This is a genomic window from Janthinobacterium svalbardense (assembly GCF_002327145.1).
Classification (GTDB): domain Bacteria; phylum Pseudomonadota; class Gammaproteobacteria; order Burkholderiales; family Burkholderiaceae_D; genus Janthinobacterium; species Janthinobacterium tructae.
In genome coordinates this window covers 5,267,434-5,285,139 of sequence record NZ_CP023422.1, presented here as the reverse complement: position 1 = coordinate 5,285,139, position 17,706 = coordinate 5,267,434, and the positions used below count along the sequence as shown (strand labels likewise).

Genomic DNA, 17,706 nt, shown 5'->3' with positions numbered 1-17,706 from the left:
ACCCATGAGCCCAATCGAGTTCTACAGCCTGCTGGGCGCCGCCATCGTCGCCATTGTCCTGTTGCTCTTGCTGTTGCTGCGCCCGCGTGGCGCTGCCGGCGATGGCGCCACCACGCTGGCCCTGGTACAGCAGCATCAGCAGCAAAGCCTGGAGCGCATCGACCGGGTCGAGCGCGAGGTGCGGCTGCAGCTGCAGGCGTCGGCGCAAGCCACGCGGCAAGACCTGGCGGCCGGCCTGGCGCAATTCCAGGCGGCAACCTTGCAACAGCTCGACAGCCTGCGCACGCAGATGCAGGCGCAGGGGAAAGTCGGGCGCGAGGAGCAGGCGCAAAGCCTGGCGCGCTTTGCCGAGAGCACCAATCAGACGTTGGCCCAGCTGACCGAATCGAATGCGCAGCGCATGCTGGAAGTGCGCGCCACGCTGGAAAACAAGATCCGCGACTTGCAGGCCGACAATGGCGCGCGCCTGGAAGAGATGCGCAAGACGGTCGATGAAAAACTGCATGCCACGCTGGAAACGCGTTTGAGTGCCTCGTTCCAGCAAGTGTCGGAGCGGCTGGAAAAAGTCCACCAGGGCCTCGGTGAAATGCAGCAGCTGGCGCTGGGCGTAGGCGATTTGAAGCGGGTGCTCACCAACGTCAAGACGCGGGGAACGTGGGGCGAGGTGCAGCTGGAAATGCTGCTGGAGCAGGTACTCACTGTCGACCAGTACGCGAAGAACGTGGAAACGCTGCCGGGCAGCGGCGCGCGCGTGGAATTTGCCCTGAAGTTGCCGGGCATGGTCGATGGCGGTCCCCCCGTGTGGATGCCCATCGATGCGAAATTCCCCAAGGAACAGTACGAGCGCCTGGTCGACGCGGCCGAGCGGGCCGATGCGGACGGCGTGGCCGTCGCCGGCCGCGAGCTGGAACGGGCCGTGCGGGGTGAGGCGAAAACCATCGCCGAGAAATACCTGGCGCCGCCGCAAACGACGGACTTCGCCATCCTCTTCCTGCCCACGGAAGGCTTGTATGCGGAAGTGCTGCGCCGCCCGGGACTGGCCGACGAATTACAGCGCGTACACAGGGTCAGCATTGCCGGGCCATCCACCCTGACGGCCTTGCTCAACAGCCTGCAGATGGGTTTCCGCACGCTGGCGCTGGAAAAGCGCTCGTCGGAAGTGTGGCAAGTGCTGGGCGCCGTCAAGACGGAATTCGGCAAGTTCGGCGACGTGCTGTCGCAAACCCGGCTGACGCTGGAAAAGGCGGCGAAGAATATCGAAAGCGCGGAAGTGCGCAGCCGGCAGATGGCGCGCAAATTGAAATCCGTGGAAGCCTTGCCGGGCGAGGCGGCCGCCTTGCTGCTGGGCGCGGCGGACGCGGGGCTGTCCGCCGAGGCGGACGGCGAATAGCGCCGTCGGCGTTCAGGCCGCCGCTGGCCGGCGGCGCAGCGTGGCGCCGGCCAGCAGTGCCAATCCCGCCAGCAGCATGGCCCATGTTTGCGGCTCGGGAACGGCCGGCAAGACTGTCGGGCCGGTGGGTGGCAGGGTCGGCAGGATCACGGTGGGCGGCACGATGATGCTGCTGCCCTGGTCCGGCGGCAGGGCGCCACCACCTCCACCACCTCCGCCGCCCATGCCGCCCATGCCGGCTGGCGGCGTGATACCGCCGACGGTACGCACATAATCGAAGGGCAGGAAGGGCGTGCTCGCCACGGCAGGCGGCGCGCCGGCGCCCGTGAAGGAACCGCCGTGCAAGGCGTCGGGATTATCGATCACGGGCACGCCAGTTGCTTCCGGGGCGGCGGGCGCGGCGGCAACGGGCGCGGCTCCGGCAGCTGGCGTCGCTGACGCTGGCATCCGCGTGATGCGGCTGACATTGCGGCACACGGTGGGCACGAGGATGCAAACGCCCTGCACGCAGTACACGAGACCCCTTTCCTGCATCTGCTCGCTCCAGCCTGAGCGCGTGACATTGCGGCAGACGCGGCCTGGCCCGAAATGCATGTCGCTGATGCGCGCATTGTAATTACCCTTGCCGCGGATGGCGTCGCGGCTGATGACGACGATTTCATCGTACTGGCGCGCGCGCATGCGCGCCTTCAATGCTTCGCGCACCTGCGGCGCGATGTCCGGGTACCTGTCCACGGCGGCCACCACATCTCCCATGAACGGGTCAGCGCCCGGGCGGTTCCAGCTGCAATGCTCCAGCACGTCCGCCCGTGGTGCCCCTTTGGCATAGGCGGGCAGCGGCGCCAGGGACAACATGCCAAGCAGGCAAGCCACTCCCAGCATGCCGGCGCCCGCGATCCATGAATGGTGTCTCATTATTAGTTTCCTCGTGAAAACAATATCAAAATTGAATTTTTATGTGAGTTCGAATGTTATCACCGAAGAAACTGTAGTATCAACAAATAAATAAAATAATTACAATTGATGTTGTGTTTATTAATATGTTCCTTAAAGAAATAATTAGTATTTTAATCTCGATGGTCGAACGCTTGCCGCGCAGGTCAATTGATTGCGAAGGGGCAATGCGAGCGGCCCGCGCTGGGCGGGCCGGTTGAGAGGGCAGTGGGGTGTTGAGGGATGCGCCGCCAGCAGGCGGCGGTGAAACGATCTAGATGCGGCCCGGGCAGGCTTGCGTATCGAAGGCGGGATAGCCGATGGCGGGCAGCTTGTGCAGCCACTTGCGCATCAAGGTGCGTGCGCCTTGCGTATCGTACGGTTGTCCTTGCTGCAAATCCGCGGCGAGCGTGGCCAGCTCTGCACAGATGGATTGTTTGCCAGCCTGGGCCGCCAGCAGGGAGGCCAGCAGTTCCGGCAGTACGTCCGCCGCTGGCGCCGCCTGGCGCGTGGCGCGATAGTGCTGCCAGTAGCGCTCGGCGGCATCGGCATCAAAGCTGGGGATGAAACCGAGGGTGGCGTCATCGCGGTGCAAGCGGTACACGGTGGGAAAGTAATGCGGACCCGTCAGTTCGGCAGGGAAGCGGTCGCGCCGCAGGACGTCGACGGCCAGCGATCCGTCGCGCTCCACGCGCACGGCACTGGGCGAATCGAACTGGTCCACGCTCACCATGCTGGGCGAGTTGCCTTGTATGAAGATGATCTTTTGCGTGTAATGGCGCCCGCCCAAGTGGCCGCACAGGGCCACATAGCTGTCGTTGAGGACGGTGATGGCCGCAATGGCGCCGCAGCCCGGTTGCAAGGGCGTGTTTTCCTGCCACGCGAGAGCTTGATCGGCGGCGCGCACGATGCTGATGCGGCCCACGGTGGCACCATGCAAGTCGCCCGGCGCCGTTTCAATGCGCTCGTCGAAGCGCACCGTGTAGCCATTGCTGTGGACTTCGCCAGCGTACGCCGCCATTCCCTGCAGCAAGGCCAGCGCCAGAAGCAGAGGTTTCATCAGGTCAATCCATGGAACAGCACGATATCGACCAGGTCGCCCGTGGCCACGTTGCCCTGCGCTTCATGCAGCACGATCATGCAATTGGCTTGCGTCATCGAGCGCAGGATGCCGGAGCCTTGCGCCCCCGTCACGCGCACGTGCTGGCGCCCGTCCGCGCCCCGCTCGACGATGCCGCGCTGGTATTCCGTGCGGCCTCGCTTCTTGCGGATGGGTGCTTGTGCAGCCACTTGCAGCAGCGGCAGGGTGGCCGTGTCCGCATCGGCGCCCATCAGGCGCAGCAGGGTGGGGCGGGCGAGGAAATAAAACGCCGCCATCACGGCCACGGGGTTGCCGGGCAGGCCCAGCAGCAAGGCCGTGTCGCCTTCGCTGGCAATCCGGCCAAAGGCCATGGGGCGGCCCGGACGCATGTTGATTTGCCAGAAGGCCACCTCACCCAGGCGCGCCAGGATCTCGCGCGTAAAATCGGCCGCGCCGCTGGACACGCCGCCCGAGGTGATGATGACGTGGGCCTTGGTGCAGGCACCGCGCAGGGCCGCTTCCAGCGCTTGCGGCTCATCCTTGACGATACCCATGTCGAGCACTTCGCAGCCCAAACGGCTCAGCATGCCCAGCAGGGTGTAGCGATTGCTGTCGTAGATGCAGCCGGCGTCGAGTGGCTCGCCGATCGAGCGCAATTCGTCGCCGGTGGAAAAGAAGGCCACGCGCAGGCGCCGGCGCACGGGCACGGTGGCGATGCCCAGCGAGGCCAGCAGCCCCAGTTCGGCCGGTCCCAGGCGCTTGCCCTGCAGCAAGGCCGGCTGGCCCTGCATCAAGTCTTCGCCCTTGAAACGGCGGTTGTCGCCGGGGCGGATGCAGTCCGGCGCGATGGTGATGTGCTGTTCGCTGGCCTGCTGCAGCAGTTCCTGTGGCACCACGCTGTCGCAGCCGTCCGGCATGACGGCGCCCGTCATGATGCGCGCGCATTGCCCGCGTTGCACGCTGACCGTGCCGGGACGCCCGGCCAGGATGGTGTCGACCACGGCCAGGGTGACAGCAGTGTCGCCGCCGAGGTCAGCCCCGTGCAGCGCATAACCATCCATGGCGGAATTGTCGTGCGCGGGCACGCTGATGGGCGAGATGATGTCGGCCGCCAGGATGCGCTCGAACGCTTGCAGCAGCGGCAGTTGTTCCACGTCGGCGACGGGCGCCACGGTGTCGGCCAGAATCGCTTGCGCCATTGGCACGGACAGGCCTTGCGCCTGCAGGGCGGCCAGCTCGTCCGGGGTATTCATGTTGCCGAATGCACGATTGTTCTCGAAGAGCACTTCGGCCAGCTTCAAGGGGCCATGCCAGGTGCGCATGCGGCGCTCTCCGCTGCGCAAATACGCATCGAGCTGGGGCAAGGCCGAGGTTTTTACCAGGCAAAATACGGGATGCGGGCGGCGCACCGTCGATCCCGTCACCGGGTCGATCTCTTCGGTGACGGCGATGGCCAGGTCGGCGTCGTTGTCGACCAGGCCGGCGGCCAGGCGCGCTGCCAGGTCGGGCGGCAGCAGGGGCGAATCGCACGGCACCGTCAGCAGGAAGGGCGTGCTGGCGTGCTGCATGCCGCTGTGTAAACCTGCCAGCGGGCCCAGCTGGCCAGGCAGCACGTCGGGCCAGACGGGCAGGCCGAAGCGCGCGTAATCGCCGGCATCGGCGTGGACACTGATGGCCAACTGGCCTGCTTGTGGCGCCAGGCGCTGCAGCACGTGGCGCGCAAGGGGCTGGCCATGCAGGGGCAGCATGCCCTTGTCGCGCTGGCCCATGCGCGTGCCGAGGCCGCCGGCCAGGATCAGGCCGGTAATGTCGTGTGTGTTGATCATGTCAGGTAGGAAGTGGGTGCATGCGCCATGGTAGCAGCGGCGGGCGCGCGCCGCGCCCGATTCAGCCGCCGATGTACGACATTTCCACTTTCTTTTTACCATGCTCAAGCGCGCCGCCCGTCAAATCCGTCTGGCTGGTGCGCAATTGCGAATAGCGGTCGGCGCGGCCGCGCCACAACTGCGCCACGGCCGAGGAAATTTCCGCGTCGCTGCGGCCGCCGCGCAGCAGGCTGCGCAAGTCGTGGCCGCTGCTGGCGAACAGGCAGGTGTACAGCTTGCCCTCGGTCGAGAGACGGGCGCGGCTGCAGTCGGCGCAGAACGCTTGCGTGACGCTGGAAATGAGGCCGATTTCGCCGCTGCCATCGGCATAGCGCCAGCGCGCCGCCGTCTCGCCCGTGTAGTTGGGGTCGATGGGCAGCAAGGGCAGGTGTGCACCGATGCGGCGCACGACTTCGGCGGACGGGATGACTTCCTGCAAGTTCCAGCCGTTCGAGGCGCCCACGTCCATGTATTCGATGAAGCGCAAGATGTAGGGCGTACCCTTGAAGTGGCGTGCCATGGGCACGATTTCCTGCTCGTTCATGCCGGCCTTGACGACCATGTTGATCTTGATGGGGCCGAGTCCTGCCTGGTGCGCCGCATCGATGCCGTGCAGTACGTCGGCGACGGCGAAATCGACATCGTTCATGCGCTTGAAGGTGGCGTCGTCGAGCGAGTCGAGCGACACGGTAACGCGGTTCAGGCCCGCATCCTTCAAGGCTTGCGCCTTTCTGGCGAGCAAGGAACCGTTGGTCGTCAGGGTCAGGTCCAGCGGCTGGCCCGACGGCGTGCGCAGCGCGGCCAGCATGGCGATGAGCTTTTCGATATTCTTGCGCAGCAGCGGTTCGCCGCCCGTCAGGCGGATCTTTTCCACGCCGTGTTCAACGAAAAGGCGCGCCACGCGCGTGATTTCCTCGAACGACAGCAAATCCGTGTGCGGCAGATACACGTGGTTCTTGTCGAACACGTCCTTTGGCATGCAATACACGCAACGGAAATTGCAGCGGTCGGTAATCGAGATGCGCAGGTCGTGCAGGGGCCGGCCCAGGCTGTCGGCCACGTTACCGCTGGGACTTTCCAGCCGCGCGGGGATCGCCGGTGCCCCATTGCGGGCCTCGGCGAGGTAGATAATCTTGTCAGCCATGAAAGGTGATACCACTTACGTTAAATCGGTCAAGGCAGATACGATAGCACGAGGCCGAAGATGGCACAGGCGAGCAGCAATTTGATGGTGCCCATTTGAAACCTGATCAGCGCCACGCCGGCTGCCAGTGCGATGAACATCGCCAGCCAGTCCCAGTGGGGCAGCAGGTTTTCTTGCCAGAAGACATGGCGGCCAAAGAACAGGGCCAGGCTGGCGATGACGCCCACCACGGCCGCCGAAATGGCCGTCAGGGGCGCGCTCAGGCGCAAATTGCCGCGCGACGCTTCCACCAGCGGCGCGCCGGCGAGGATGAAGATGAACGAGGGCAGGAAAGTAAACCAGCTGGCGACGAGCGCGCCACACACGCCCGCCAGCCACAGGTGCTCGCCTGCCACGGCATGGCTCCAGCCACCCACAAAACCGATGAAGGCGACGATCATGATCAGAGGGCCGGGCGTCGTTTCGCCCAGCGCCAGGCCATCCATCATCTGCGCGCTGGTGATCCAGTGGTAATGGTCTACGGCGCCCTGCACCAGGTAGGGCAGCACGGCATACGCGCCGCCGAACGTGAGCAGGGCGGACTTGCTGAAAAACACGCCCATCTGCGCCAGCGGTTGCTCGCGTCCGCCCAGTAGTGCCAGGCCCAGCCAGGTGATGAATGCCAGCGCCAGGCCCACGGCGGCCGTGCCCAGCAGGCGCGGCCATTTGAGTTGCGCGTGCTCCGGCGTGGGCGTGTCGTCATCGATCAGGGCGGCGCCGTAGCGGGCCGCGCCGCCATGTTGCGTGCCGCCAATATGAAAATGGCTCGGCAGCCAGCGCCCGCCCGCCATGCCCAGCAGGGCAGCGGCGAGCACGATCAGCGGAAATGGCAGCTGTAGTGCGGCGATGGCGACAAATGCTGCCGCCGCGATGGTGATCAGGCCGGGGCTGCGCAAGGTGCGCCGCCCCAGGCGCCAGGCAGCCGCCAGCACGATGGCGACGACGGCCGGCTTGATGCCGTACAGGATGCCGGCGATGGCGGCCACGTGGCCGTAGGCCATGTAGAGCCAGGACAGGACGATCAGCAGCAGCAGCGAGGGTAGCAGGAACAGCAGGCCCGCCACCAGGGCACCGCGCGTGCGGTGCATCAGCCAGCCGATGTAGATGGCCAGCTGGGTCGCTTCCGGCCCCGGCAGCAGCATGCAGTAATTGAGGGCGTGCAGGAAACGCTGTTCGGAAATCCAGCGCCGCTTTTCCACCAGTTCCGCATGCATCATGGCGATTTGCCCGGCCGGGCCGCCGAAGCTGACGCAGCCCAGCTTGAGCCAGTACCAGAAGGCGCTGCGCAGGCTGACGGGGGACGGAGTGGCGTGCTCGTGCATGGCGGCTGGCTGGCAAAAAAGTGGACATAAAAAAGGGGAAGCCTGAGCTCCCCCTTTCATTATTGGCGGCTGGGCGAACCCGGCGCGCTTATGGACGTTGCGTGTTGACCTGGATCAACGGCTCATCCGATTGCGGCGGCAATGGCTTGCGTTCGCGCGGCTTGCGCACGGGAGCGATTGCTTTGGCGGCCGCTTCCTGCGCCAAGCGCAGTTTTTCCGGATCGGTGGCAGCCAGGGTCAGGCCGGCCGAACCGAGCACGGCGCTCAAGTCCAGCGGCGCAGGTGCCGGCGCTGCAGCGACGACAGGTGCTGGCGCCGGAGCAGGAGCAGGGGCGGGAGCAACTTCGGCAACCACCGGTGCGGCTTCCACCACGGCAGGTGCCGTTTCAGCCACTGGCGCTGGTGCTTCCTCGATCACGGCGACGGCTTCGACCAAAGGCGCAGCTTCCACCACTGGCACGGCTTCGACGATGATTTCAGCAGGTGCAGGTGCAGCTTCCGCTTTCTCGGCAAAGCTGTACTCGGCAACTGGTGCTGGCTCGGCAGCGGCTGGTTCAGCTTGCGCTGCAACCGCTTCGACAGGGGCTGCCGGCACGATCACTTCAGCAACTGGTGCAGCTTCTGCGGCAGGAGCGGCTTCTACGACCTTGGCCACTTCCAGCACTTCGACCACTTCGACCACTTCCACGACGGCAGCTTCCACTGGCGCAGCGACGGCGACGACAGCGGTGGCAGCCACGACGGCGACCGGGGTAGCATCAGCGGCGGCTTCTGGCGCCGGGGCGACCGTAAAGCTGATCACTGGCGCGTCCTGGCCTTCGTTCTCGCCGTTTGCCGATTCGATCAGCTCGCCCGTTTCGCGGTCGCGGCGGTTGCGGTTGCGGCCACCACGACGACGGCGGCGGCGCGGTTCTTCACCTTCCACGTCGTTTTCCGTCTCTTCGCCTTCAGGACCGGCATTGACCGGCGCTTTCAGCAAGCTCATTGGTGCTGCATCAGCGTCCGGACCGCTTGACGGTACGACCACATTGACGGCGCTGGCGGTAGCGCCAACCAAGGCCAGTTCATCCGCTTTCACTTCAGCAACAACAGCCTTGTCGATGCGTGGCTCGCGGCCTTCGCGTGGCTGGCGTGGCGGACGTTCGGCGCGCTCTTGACGTTCCACGCGCTCTGGACGCTCTGCGCGCTCTGGACGTTCCGCGCGTTCAGGGCGCTCGCCCCGTTCGCGTGGCGCCGCCGTGGCGTCGCCACCTTCGCGCGCTTCACGCGGTTCGCGTGGCGGACGCGGTGGGCGTGGCGGACGGGCCGCCTTTTCCAGTGCTTCCGCTTCTTTCGCTGCATCGTCCTGGGCTGGGCGACCCTGGCCCGGTTCGCGTTCTTCGCGGCCAGGCTTGCCGTTGCGGCCACGGCCACGCGGGCCACGGCTGTTGCGGTCGCCGCGGTCGGCGCCGGCCGGCTTGGCTGTTGTGGCAGGGGCGGGCGCTGGCGCCACCGGTGCCGGGGCGCCGGTGAAGAAGCTGATGATCTTGGCGATCAGGCCCTGTGGTGCGACAGGCGCGGCCACCGGGGCTGGCTTCGCTTCGACAGGCTTGCGCTCGACCAGCGGTGCCGGCTGGTCAGGCGTGATCGTCTTGACGACGGCTTCTTGGCGCGGCTTGGCTTCTTCCTTCTGGCGCTTGCTGTAAGCCATGTCGGTTTCAGCGCTTTCGGCCAGGTTATAGCTGGCCTGGCTGTCTTCCAGACGCGGATCGTCGTGCTTGATGCGTTCCAGCTTGTAGTGCGGCGTTTCCAGATGCTTGTTCGGGATCAGGATCACGGCGATGCGGTGGCGGTTTTCGATTTTCAGCACTTCGCCGCGCTTTTCGTTCAGCAGGAAGGCGCCCACGTCGACGGGCACTTGCACGTGGATGGTGGCCGAGTTTTCCTTCATCGCCTCTTCCTGGATGATGCGCAGCACCTGCAGGGCGGACGATTCCGTGTCGCGGATATGGCCCGTGCCGGAGCAGCGCGGGCATGTCACGTGCGAACCTTCGGACAGCGAAGGGCGCAGGCGCTGGCGCGACAGTTCCATCAGGCCGAAGCGGGAAATCTTGCCCATTTGTACACGGGCACGGTCATGGTGCAGCGCGTCTTTCAGGCGCTGTTCCACTTCGCGCTGGTTTTTTGCCACTTCCATGTCGATGAAGTCGATGACGATCAAGCCGCCCAAGTCGCGCAAACGCAACTGGCGGGCCACTTCTTCGGCCGCTTCGCAGTTGGTGTTGAAGGCGGTCGTCTCGATGTCCGAACCGCGCGTGGCGCGGGCCGAGTTGACGTCGACGGACACCAGCGCTTCGGTGTGGTCGATAACAATAGCGCCGCCCGATGGCAGCGGCACGGTGCGGCTGTACGCCGTTTCAATTTGATGTTCGATCTGGAAGCGCGAGAACAGCGGCACGTCGTCGCTGTAGCGTTTTACGCGGTGCACCATGTCGGGCATCACGTGGCTCATGAACTGGTGCGCCTGGTCGTAGATCTCGTCGGTGTCGATCAGGATCTCGCCGATGTCGGGCTGGAAGTAGTCGCGGATGGCGCGGATGACGAGCGACGATTCCTGGTAGATCAGGAAAGCGCCGTTGGCCGACTTGCCGGCGCCTTCGATGGCGCGCCACAGTTGCATCAGGTAATTCAAGTCCCACTGCAGTTCATCGACGTTGCGGCCGATGCCGGCGGTGCGGGCAATGACGGACATGCCAGCTGGCAAGTCCAGTTTATCCATGGTTTCGCGCAATTCCTGACGCTCTTCACCTTCCACGCGGCGCGATACGCCACCGCCACGCGGGTTGTTCGGCATCAAGACCAGGTAACGGCCGGCCAGCGAAACGAACGAGGTCAGGGCAGCGCCCTTGTTGCCGCGCTCTTCCTTTTCCACTTGCACCATGATTTCCTGGCCTTCGCGCAGCGCTTCCTTGACGGAAGCGTTACGCACATCGACGCCTTCGCGGAAATACGTGCGGGCAACTTCCTTGAAAGGCAGGAAGCCGTGGCGGTCTTCGCCATAGCTGACGAAGCACGCTTCGAGCGATGGCTCGATGCGCGTGATGACGCCCTTGTAGATGTTGGATTTGCGCTGTTCGCGCCCGGCTGTCTCGATATCGATGTCGATCAGTTTTTGTCCGTCGACAATCGCTACGCGCAGTTCTTCTTGCTGCGTGGCATTAAACAACATGCGTTTCATTTTTATAACTCCGCGACCCGTAGGCCATCTCAAAGCCGCTTCCGGGGAAGCGGCGAAAGTACAGGGATATATGCGAGAACGGGAGTGTTGGCGGGGGAAATGCCCAGGCGTGCGGAGCAACAACGCGTACGAGATATGCGTTACGGCCGCAACAGGCGCGGTGAGGTCAATCGTCATGCCGAGTGCACAGGACACTTGCAACTCATCTGAAACAGCCCGGATGAGAATGAACTGCATCGGGGGCAGAGAATGCAAGTGGTCAGCAAATTCAGAGCCAAAATCGTTAGCCGGCTCATTACAGGGATCGCGATGGCGAGGCTTGGCCTCAGCCTATCATCGACAACCCTCAGTATTTGGCCACATACGGGGTTTGGCGAAAACGGCAAGCGTTATCAACTTCATCAACCCGCGAGCCCGACTCGATAAGTCGCGCTAACGGGTACTTATCCTTATAATCCCACACTCACTTCAGCATCTCCACGCGTTATCCGATTACAACTACGGTGCAACCTTGATTCGCGCAGGGATGGTGCATATACATTTTTTTCCACCGAATTTGCAATTTGGCGAGGCCGGTGGAGACGCCCCTGTGTAAAATGTGCTTTTATTCTTACACTCGCAGCAGCCAGGGCCGCAGCAAAAACAATTATATATTCAAAATGAAGGACTTAGAGAGATTTCTGGGAAGACATAGTAAATGAAGAGTCAAAAAGATGTTGTTCCCCCTTCAACACCGCCGGTTCAGCCGCAAGCCCAATTCGTAACGATCGCCGAGGAAGAAGCAGGCCAGCGCATCGACAACTACTTATTAAGAGTGTGCAAGGGAGTGCCTAAAAGCCACATCTACCGGATCTTGCGATCGGGAGAAGTGCGGGTGAATAAAGGCCGTATCGATCAGCTGTACCGTCTCGTCGCCGGCGACGTGGTGCGCATTCCACCCGTGCGCGTGGCCGAAAAGGCCCCCACGGGCGCGCCGGCCGCCGAATTCAAGATCATTTTCGAAGATGCGCAGCTGCTCGTCATCGACAAGCCGGCCGGCGTGGCCGTGCATGGCGGCTCGGGCGTCTCGTTCGGCGTGATCGAGCAATTGCGCGCCTCGCGCCCCGACGCCAAGTTTTTGGAACTGGTGCACCGCCTGGACCGCGACACGTCCGGCTTGCTGTTGCTGGCAAAGAAGCGCACGGCGTTGACGAATTTGCACGAGCAGATGCGCGACGGCCTCACGGACAAGCGCTACCTGGTGCTGGTGGCCGGTGACTGGAAGAATGCGCGCCAGCATATCAAGCTGCCGCTGCATAAATATACGACGGCCGAAGGCGAGCGCCGGGTGGCCGTGCAGGCCGATGGCCTGGCGTCGCACACGGTGTTTTCACTGTTGCATAAATATCACAACTTCGCCTTGCTGGAAGCGGAATTGAAGACCGGACGCACGCACCAGATCCGCGTGCATCTGTCCTCGTCCGGTTTCCCCATTGCGGGCGACGATAAATATGGCGACTTTGCCCTCAACCGTGCCCTGTTGAAAGCCGACAGCACGCGCGGCGCCCTGAAGCGCATGTTCCTGCACGCGCACCAGATCACGTTTACGCATCCGGAGACGGGCAAGACGGTGACCCTGAATGCGCCGCTGGCTGCCGAATGCGAGCGTTTCTTGGTAAGCTTGGGCAAACCATTGGCCGTTGCCGCACGATAGCTCTGCATCGCGTGCGGGGACACTACTCACAAGGTAGTCAGTCGCCATCATTCATTCTCAAGGAGCCGGCGGCTTTGCCGTCGGGAAACATGGCAAGAAAGCAATTTGATCTGATCGTCTTCGATTGGGACGGTACCCTGATAGACAGTACCTCGACCATCGTCAAGTGCATCCAGGCGTCGGCGAAAGACCTGGGCTTGCCAATTCCCACCGAGTTGCTGGCCTCGCATGTGATCGGCCTGGGCTTGCAGGAAGCCATGCAGCTGGTGATGCCAGATGTCGAGCCGAAATACCATGCGCGCATGGCGGAACGCTATCGCTATCACTATCTGTCGCGCGACCATGAGCTGACCCTGTTTCCCGGTGTGCAGGAAATGCTGCAGGAACTCTCGCAGCAAGCGTACTTTCTGGCCGTCGCCACGGGCAAGAGCCGTGTCGGCCTGAACCGTTCGCTGAACGCCGTCAAGCTGCTGTCGCTGTTCGATGCGACGCGCTGCGCTGATGAAACGTTTTCCAAGCCCCATCCGGCCATGCTGCAGGAGCTGACGCGCGAACTGGGGCAGGATATGCGCCGCACCGTGATGATCGGCGACACCAGTCATGATTTGTTGATGGCAAGCAATGCAGGCGCGGCCGGTATTGCCGTAGAGTATGGGGCGCATCCGGTGGAGCAGTTGCAGGCTTGTAATCCCCTGTATTCGGCCGCCACGGTGGCCGATCTGCACCAATGGCTGAGCGAGCACGCATGATGAGCGATGTTGTGGAAGTGTTGATTTGTGCCGCCGATGCGGTGGCCGACGGCGGCAAGGGCGTGCGCTTTCCCGTCTCGGCCGGTGGCGAAGCGACTACGGGCTTTGTCGTGCGCCACGGCGGCAAGGCATATGGCTACCTGAACCGCTGCGCCCACGTACCGATCGAACTGGACTGGGCCGAGGGCGAGTTTTTCGAGTCCAGCGGCTTGTATCTGATGTGTTCGACGCATGGCGCCATCTATGTGCCGGAGAGCGGCTACTGCGCGGGCGGTCCCTGCAAGGGTGGCCGCTTGCGCCCGATTCCCGTGAGCGAGCGCGATGGCCAGCTGTACTGGCAACCCGATGAGTATGTCCAGCCGCTGCCGGCCTGAAGCCGGGCACAGGCATTATTGCAATTTAAACAAAGTGAACCATGAGCGAAAACACGAATGACAAGCTGGACAGCAGCGCGCCAGCCGCCGGCCACGGCGCACCTGCGGGGAACTGGGAGCGCGATGTGCTGGAAAAGCTGGTATTTGCCACTTTGCAAGAGCAACGCGCGCACCGCCGCTGGAGCATCTTTTTCAAGGTGTTCGGCCTGCTGATCGTGCTGTTCGCCCTGTGGGTGTTTTATGACTACAACACGGCCGACGACAGCGAGACCCTGGGGCGCCACACGGCCCTGATCGACATCAGCGGCGCCATCGAGTCTGAAGGCAGCGGCTCGGCCGCCGTCGTCATCCCCGCGCTCGACAAGGCATTTTCCGATGCCGGTTCCGTGGCCGTGGTGCTGCACATTAATAGTCCGGGCGGCAGTCCCGTGCAGGCCGGCATGATCGTCGACGAGATGCAGCGCCTGCGCAAGGGCTATCCGGACAAGCCCTTGTATGTGGTGGTCGATGAAATGTGCGCCTCGGGCGGCTATTACATCGCCGCCGCCGCCGACCGAATCTATGTCAACAAGGCCAGCGTGGTCGGCTCCATCGGCGTGCTGATGGATGGCTTCGGCTTTACGGGCGTGATGGAAAAGGTGGGCGTCGAGCGCCGCCTGCTGACGGCGGGTGAGAACAAGGGCTTCATGGACCCGTTCAGCCCCCTGACGGAAAAGCACAAGGCGTATGCGCAAGGCATGCTCAATGAAATCCACCAGCAATTCATCGACGTGGTGCGCACGGGACGGGGCAAGCGCCTGAAGGAAACACCGGATACCTTCTCGGGCCTGTACTGGACGGGCGCGAAAGCCGTGGAAATGGGCCTGGCCGACGATTTCGGCACGGTCGACAGCGTGGCGCGCGATGTCGTCAAGGCGGAAGACATCGTCGACTACACGCAGCATGAAGGCTTGCCGGAGCGGGTGCTGAAAAAATTTGGCGCCGCCATGGGCGCAGGCGCCATGAAGGCGGCCGTACAGCAGTCACAACCGGCGTTGCGTTGAAGGCATTACTCTTGGCTGACAAGCAAGCCAGTCGAGAATGATTTTCAATAAGATGGTAATTTGGCTTGAAAAAGGGGCTGCTTGGGCTATAGTGAAAGCGTAGTTCTTTTCAAGGAGGGGCGATATATCAACTATGTTGTCAGTATGTGGTCAATGCTAACTTGATTGGCAGGTCTTGGAACTACTCGCCGCATCGCAGATGTGGTTTTGAGTGAATTTACATTCCTCACTGAAGTCCCGATGGGGCTTGGGAACGGCGGCGCAATGCCGCCGTTTCCTTTTGTGCGTCGTTCGTGCCGGGTGGGCTGGCATCGTGCAATGCGTGATCTGGTCTGGCTGGCAAGGCAGGCATGCGGGGTAGGGCATGGCAGGGCCGATGGTGGCGCGCTCAGGCGGCGCAGCCGTTACAGTGTGCGGGCAGGGGAGCCGGCGCCGCTGCTGTGTTGTTGCCGGAGCTGGCGCTGATGTCGGGTGGCATGTCCGTCATGGCGGGCGCGCTCACCTTGTCGGCTGCCGCATCCGCGTGCGCAAAACCGCCCAGTTCCAGCCAGCACATGAACTGGCATTGCACCTCGGCATGCCAGTGCGTCTGGCTCGCTGGCGATGGTGGCGCGTCCGCATCCTGCGGCGCAGGGGTGTTGCGCCAGCGCGCCACGCCGAGTCTGACCTTGTGCATGGCCGCCTGTTCTACGGCGATGCGCTGGCGCATGTCGGCGATGCTGCCTTGTAAGGCGATGGTATCGGTATGCTTCATACAATGTCCTTATGAGGGGTGGCGACTGCCACAATTCCTAAAGTACGTTAGGCGGATTCCTAACGAAGTTTCAGTCTATCAATGCGATATTCCGAGCGCTTGATATATCTCAAAGGAATGGGCCATTTATATCGAAATCTCACCTTGTGCATCGCCGTATCTGTGCCTGCGCAAGGCTGACGCACGGTGCGCCGGCTGGTGCAGGCGCCGCGCGCCGCCGCTTCACGCTGCCAGCCGCTTCTGGTAAAGTCACGCCCATGAGTAAATTATCCCTAGACCGCATCCTGCAATCGCAGGGTTTTGGCACCCGTAAATATTGTCGTTCCCTCATCGAAGATGGCGATGTCGTCATCGATGGCGTCACCCAGACCACTTACCGCACCACCGTCGAGACCGAAGGCCTGGTGCTGCACGTGTTTGAAGAAGAGTGGGTATACCGCGCGCACCTGTACCTGGCGCTGAACAAGCCCGCCAACTTCGAATGCTCGCGCAAGCCCAGCCATCACCCGGGCGTGCTGACCCTGCTGCCGGAACAGTTCACCTGGCGCGAAGTCCAACCCGTCGGCCGGCTCGACCACGATACGACCGGCATGCTGCTGATGTCCGACGATGGCCCCTTTATCCATGCGCAATCGTCGCCGAAGCGTCATGTTCCCAAGATTTATCAGGCTACCACGCAAGCGCCCGTGACCGATGAACTGGTGGCGCAGCTCTTGGCTGGCGTGCAATTGCACGACGAACCGGCCCCGCTGGCGGCCCTCGTCTGCGTCCAGCGTGGAGAATTCCAGCTGGAAATCGTGCTCGAACAAGGCAAATACCACCAGGTCAAGCGCATGCTGGCCGCCGCCGGCAACCATTGCAGCGCGCTGCACCGTTCCGCCATCGGCAGCCTGACGCTGGAGTCGCTGGGCATTGCCGAAGGCGAGTGGTGTTATCTGACTCCCGAGCAGATCGCGCTGCTGGCGTAAATCCCTCCTGACCGTCAAAGCCGGGGATTTCCCGGCTTTTTGACGTCTTTAGCCTCCATTGCCTGCCTAGACGAAGTTTCCCGTACATGAAATTAGCAACTTTGAAAGACGGCACGCGCGACGGCCAGCTGGCTGTCGTCTCGCGCGACCTGAAAACGGCCCATCTGGCCGATGGCATCGCCTCGACCTTGCAAAAGGCGCTCGACGACTGGAGTTTCATCGCGCCCCAGCTCGATTTGCTGTACCAGACCATCAATAGCGGCCGCGGCCATCGCGCCTTCGAGTTCGACCCTGCCAACTGCATGGCGCCCTTGCCGCGCAGCAGCCTGCGCGTGGCTGGCGCATCTTACCTGCAGCAGATCGAGCGGGCCTGCAAGGCCGCTGGCGTTGATGTGCCCACCAACTTGCGCGAAGCGCCGCGCCTGTACCAGGGGGCCAGCGATGATTTCCTCGGCGCTCACGACGACATCACCCTGGCGCACGAACAGTGGGGCATCGATTACGAGGCGGGCATCGCCGCCATCACGGATGACGTGGCCATGGGCTCGACGCCGGACCAGGCGCACCTGAACATCAAGCTGTTGATGCTGGTCAACGATATTACTCTGCGCAATCTGGCGCCCGAGGAGCAGGCCAGCGGCTGCGGCTTCCTGCAATCGAAGCCGGCCATGGCTTGCTCACCGGTGGCCATCACGCCTGACGAGCTGGGCGATGCCTGGCGCGGCGGCAAGGTGCATTACGCGCTGCGCTGCAGCCTGAACGGAAAATTGACGGGCCAGCCCCACGCGGGCGCCGACATGGCGTTTAATTATCCGCAATTGCTTGCGCATCTGTGCCAGACGCGCAACGCGCGCGCCGGCAGCGTGGTCAGTGCGGGCGGTGTCGCCAACAAGGAAATTAAAAAGGGATTTTCCAGCATCGTTGAGCGACGTCACCAGGAGATGATCGCCGATGGCGTCGCCAGCACACCCTATTTGCTGTTCGGTGATGTTGTTCGACTGGAAATGCAGGGCGATGACGGCAAGTCGCTGTTTGGTGCCATCGAGCAGACCGTCAAGCAGGCCGAGGCGCGCAAGTCGCGTTAAGTTTCATCTAGGCAAAGGGAAATACAGGGGAATTGTGCCCCTGTTCCGC

Annotated in this window: 14 protein-coding genes; 7 read left to right on the top strand and 7 right to left on the bottom strand. The window is 63.1% G+C overall.

Features of this window, described 5'->3' with window-relative positions; genetic code table 11:
- Positions 1-4 precede the first annotated feature (4 nt).
- Positions 5-1,390 carry a DNA recombination protein RmuC gene (locus CNX70_RS23530; RefSeq protein WP_096237522.1) on the top strand — a complete coding sequence of 462 codons (1,386 nt, stop codon included), beginning with the start codon at positions 5-7 and terminating at the stop codon, positions 1,388-1,390.
- A gap of 12 nt (positions 1,391-1,402) precedes the next feature.
- Here the strand turns inward: CNX70_RS23530 and CNX70_RS23525 are convergent, their stop codons facing one another.
- The 6 genes from CNX70_RS23525 to CNX70_RS23500 all read right to left on the bottom strand — a co-directional run bounded on the left by CNX70_RS23525 (position 1,403) and on the right by CNX70_RS23500 (position 10,991).
- Positions 1,403-2,305 (bottom strand): MHFG family PEP-CTERM protein, encoded by a 903-nt coding sequence (locus tag CNX70_RS23525; protein ID WP_096237521.1) that lies wholly within the window; start codon positions 2,303-2,305, stop codon positions 1,403-1,405.
- Positions 2,306-2,597: 292 nt separating this feature from the next.
- Positions 2,598-3,383 (bottom strand): hypothetical protein, encoded by a 786-nt coding sequence (locus CNX70_RS23520; protein ID WP_096237520.1) that lies wholly within the window; start codon positions 3,381-3,383, stop codon positions 2,598-2,600.
- A complete protein-coding gene (moeA, locus tag CNX70_RS23515) occupies positions 3,383-5,230 on the bottom strand; it encodes a molybdopterin molybdotransferase MoeA (RefSeq protein ID WP_096237519.1) in 1,848 nt (615 codons plus the stop codon). Before moeA ends, CNX70_RS23520 begins: the two co-directional genes overlap by 1 nt.
- A 61-nt stretch (positions 5,231-5,291) precedes the next feature.
- Positions 5,292-6,413 carry a GTP 3',8-cyclase MoaA gene (gene moaA / locus CNX70_RS23510; RefSeq protein WP_096237518.1) on the bottom strand — a complete coding sequence of 374 codons (1,122 nt, stop codon included), beginning with the start codon at positions 6,411-6,413 and terminating at the stop codon, positions 5,292-5,294.
- Between the two features lie 29 nt (positions 6,414-6,442).
- Complete coding sequence (chrA, locus tag CNX70_RS23505) at positions 6,443-7,774, bottom strand: chromate efflux transporter (protein ID WP_096237517.1); 1,332 nt, start codon at positions 7,772-7,774, stop codon at positions 6,443-6,445.
- An 88-nt stretch (positions 7,775-7,862) separates the two neighbouring features.
- The gene (locus CNX70_RS23500) at positions 7,863-10,991 is read right to left on the bottom strand and encodes an Rne/Rng family ribonuclease (protein WP_096237516.1); all 3,129 of its coding nucleotides are present in this window, start codon (positions 10,989-10,991) and stop codon (positions 7,863-7,865) included.
- Between the two features lie 697 nt (positions 10,992-11,688).
- Between CNX70_RS23500 and CNX70_RS23495 the strand changes: the two genes are divergently transcribed.
- The 4 genes from CNX70_RS23495 (at position 11,689) to CNX70_RS23480 (ending at position 14,850) form a co-directional block, all read left to right on the top strand.
- A complete protein-coding gene (locus CNX70_RS23495; RefSeq protein ID WP_071075830.1) occupies positions 11,689-12,684 on the top strand; it encodes an RluA family pseudouridine synthase in 996 nt (331 codons plus the stop codon).
- Between the two features lie 89 nt (positions 12,685-12,773).
- Complete coding sequence (locus tag CNX70_RS23490; RefSeq protein ID WP_096237515.1) at positions 12,774-13,433, top strand: HAD-IIIA family hydrolase; 660 nt, start codon at positions 12,774-12,776, stop codon at positions 13,431-13,433.
- The gene (locus tag CNX70_RS23485) at positions 13,430-13,807 is read left to right on the top strand and encodes a Rieske (2Fe-2S) protein (protein WP_208624456.1); all 378 of its coding nucleotides are present in this window, start codon (positions 13,430-13,432) and stop codon (positions 13,805-13,807) included. Before CNX70_RS23490 ends, CNX70_RS23485 begins: the two co-directional genes overlap by 4 nt.
- A gap of 41 nt (positions 13,808-13,848) precedes the next feature.
- A complete protein-coding gene (locus CNX70_RS23480; RefSeq protein ID WP_096237513.1) occupies positions 13,849-14,850 on the top strand; it encodes a S49 family peptidase in 1,002 nt (333 codons plus the stop codon).
- A 388-nt stretch (positions 14,851-15,238) separates the two neighbouring features.
- On the opposite strand, the gene CNX70_RS23475 is transcribed toward CNX70_RS23480, so the two are convergent.
- Positions 15,239-15,604, bottom strand: a complete 366-nt coding sequence (locus CNX70_RS23475) for a hypothetical protein (protein ID WP_096237512.1) — start codon at positions 15,602-15,604, stop codon at positions 15,239-15,241.
- Between the two features lie 257 nt (positions 15,605-15,861).
- Here CNX70_RS23475 and CNX70_RS23470 point away from each other — a divergent pair, with 257 nt between their 5' ends.
- Together CNX70_RS23470 and CNX70_RS23465 are read left to right on the top strand one after the other, a co-directional pair.
- Positions 15,862-16,572, top strand: coding sequence for a pseudouridine synthase (locus CNX70_RS23470; RefSeq protein ID WP_096237511.1), 711 nt, complete (start codon positions 15,862-15,864; stop codon positions 16,570-16,572).
- 86 nt (positions 16,573-16,658) lie between these two features.
- On the top strand, positions 16,659-17,657 hold the full coding sequence (locus tag CNX70_RS23465) for a fumarylacetoacetate hydrolase family protein (RefSeq protein ID WP_096237510.1): 999 nt from the start codon (positions 16,659-16,661) through the stop codon (positions 17,655-17,657).
- Positions 17,658-17,706 lie beyond the last annotated feature (49 nt).

Coding starts and splice junctions, on each gene's coding strand:
- chrA (WP_096237517.1), bottom strand. CDS start 7,774: ATGCACGAGCACGCCACTCCGTCCCCCGTCAGCCTGCGCAGCGCCTTC.
- CNX70_RS23500 (WP_096237516.1), bottom strand. CDS start 10,991: ATGAAACGCATGTTGTTTAATGCCACGCAGCAAGAAGAACTGCGCGTA.
- CNX70_RS23490 (WP_096237515.1), top strand. CDS start 12,774: ATGGCAAGAAAGCAATTTGATCTGATCGTCTTCGATTGGGACGGTACC.
- CNX70_RS23495 (WP_071075830.1), top strand. CDS start 11,689: ATGAAGAGTCAAAAAGATGTTGTTCCCCCTTCAACACCGCCGGTTCAG.
- CNX70_RS23465 (WP_096237510.1), top strand. CDS start 16,659: ATGAAATTAGCAACTTTGAAAGACGGCACGCGCGACGGCCAGCTGGCT.
- CNX70_RS23475 (WP_096237512.1), bottom strand. CDS start 15,604: ATGAAGCATACCGATACCATCGCCTTACAAGGCAGCATCGCCGACATG.
- CNX70_RS23525 (WP_096237521.1), bottom strand. CDS start 2,305: ATGAGACACCATTCATGGATCGCGGGCGCCGGCATGCTGGGAGTGGCT.
- CNX70_RS23480 (WP_096237513.1), top strand. CDS start 13,849: ATGAGCGAAAACACGAATGACAAGCTGGACAGCAGCGCGCCAGCCGCC.
- CNX70_RS23485 (WP_208624456.1), top strand. CDS start 13,430: ATGATGAGCGATGTTGTGGAAGTGTTGATTTGTGCCGCCGATGCGGTG.
- CNX70_RS23470 (WP_096237511.1), top strand. CDS start 15,862: ATGAGTAAATTATCCCTAGACCGCATCCTGCAATCGCAGGGTTTTGGC.
- CNX70_RS23520 (WP_096237520.1), bottom strand. CDS start 3,383: ATGAAACCTCTGCTTCTGGCGCTGGCCTTGCTGCAGGGAATGGCGGCG.
- CNX70_RS23530 (WP_096237522.1), top strand. CDS start 5: ATGAGCCCAATCGAGTTCTACAGCCTGCTGGGCGCCGCCATCGTCGCC.
- moeA (WP_096237519.1), bottom strand. CDS start 5,230: ATGATCAACACACACGACATTACCGGCCTGATCCTGGCCGGCGGCCTC.
- moaA (WP_096237518.1), bottom strand. CDS start 6,413: ATGGCTGACAAGATTATCTACCTCGCCGAGGCCCGCAATGGGGCACCG.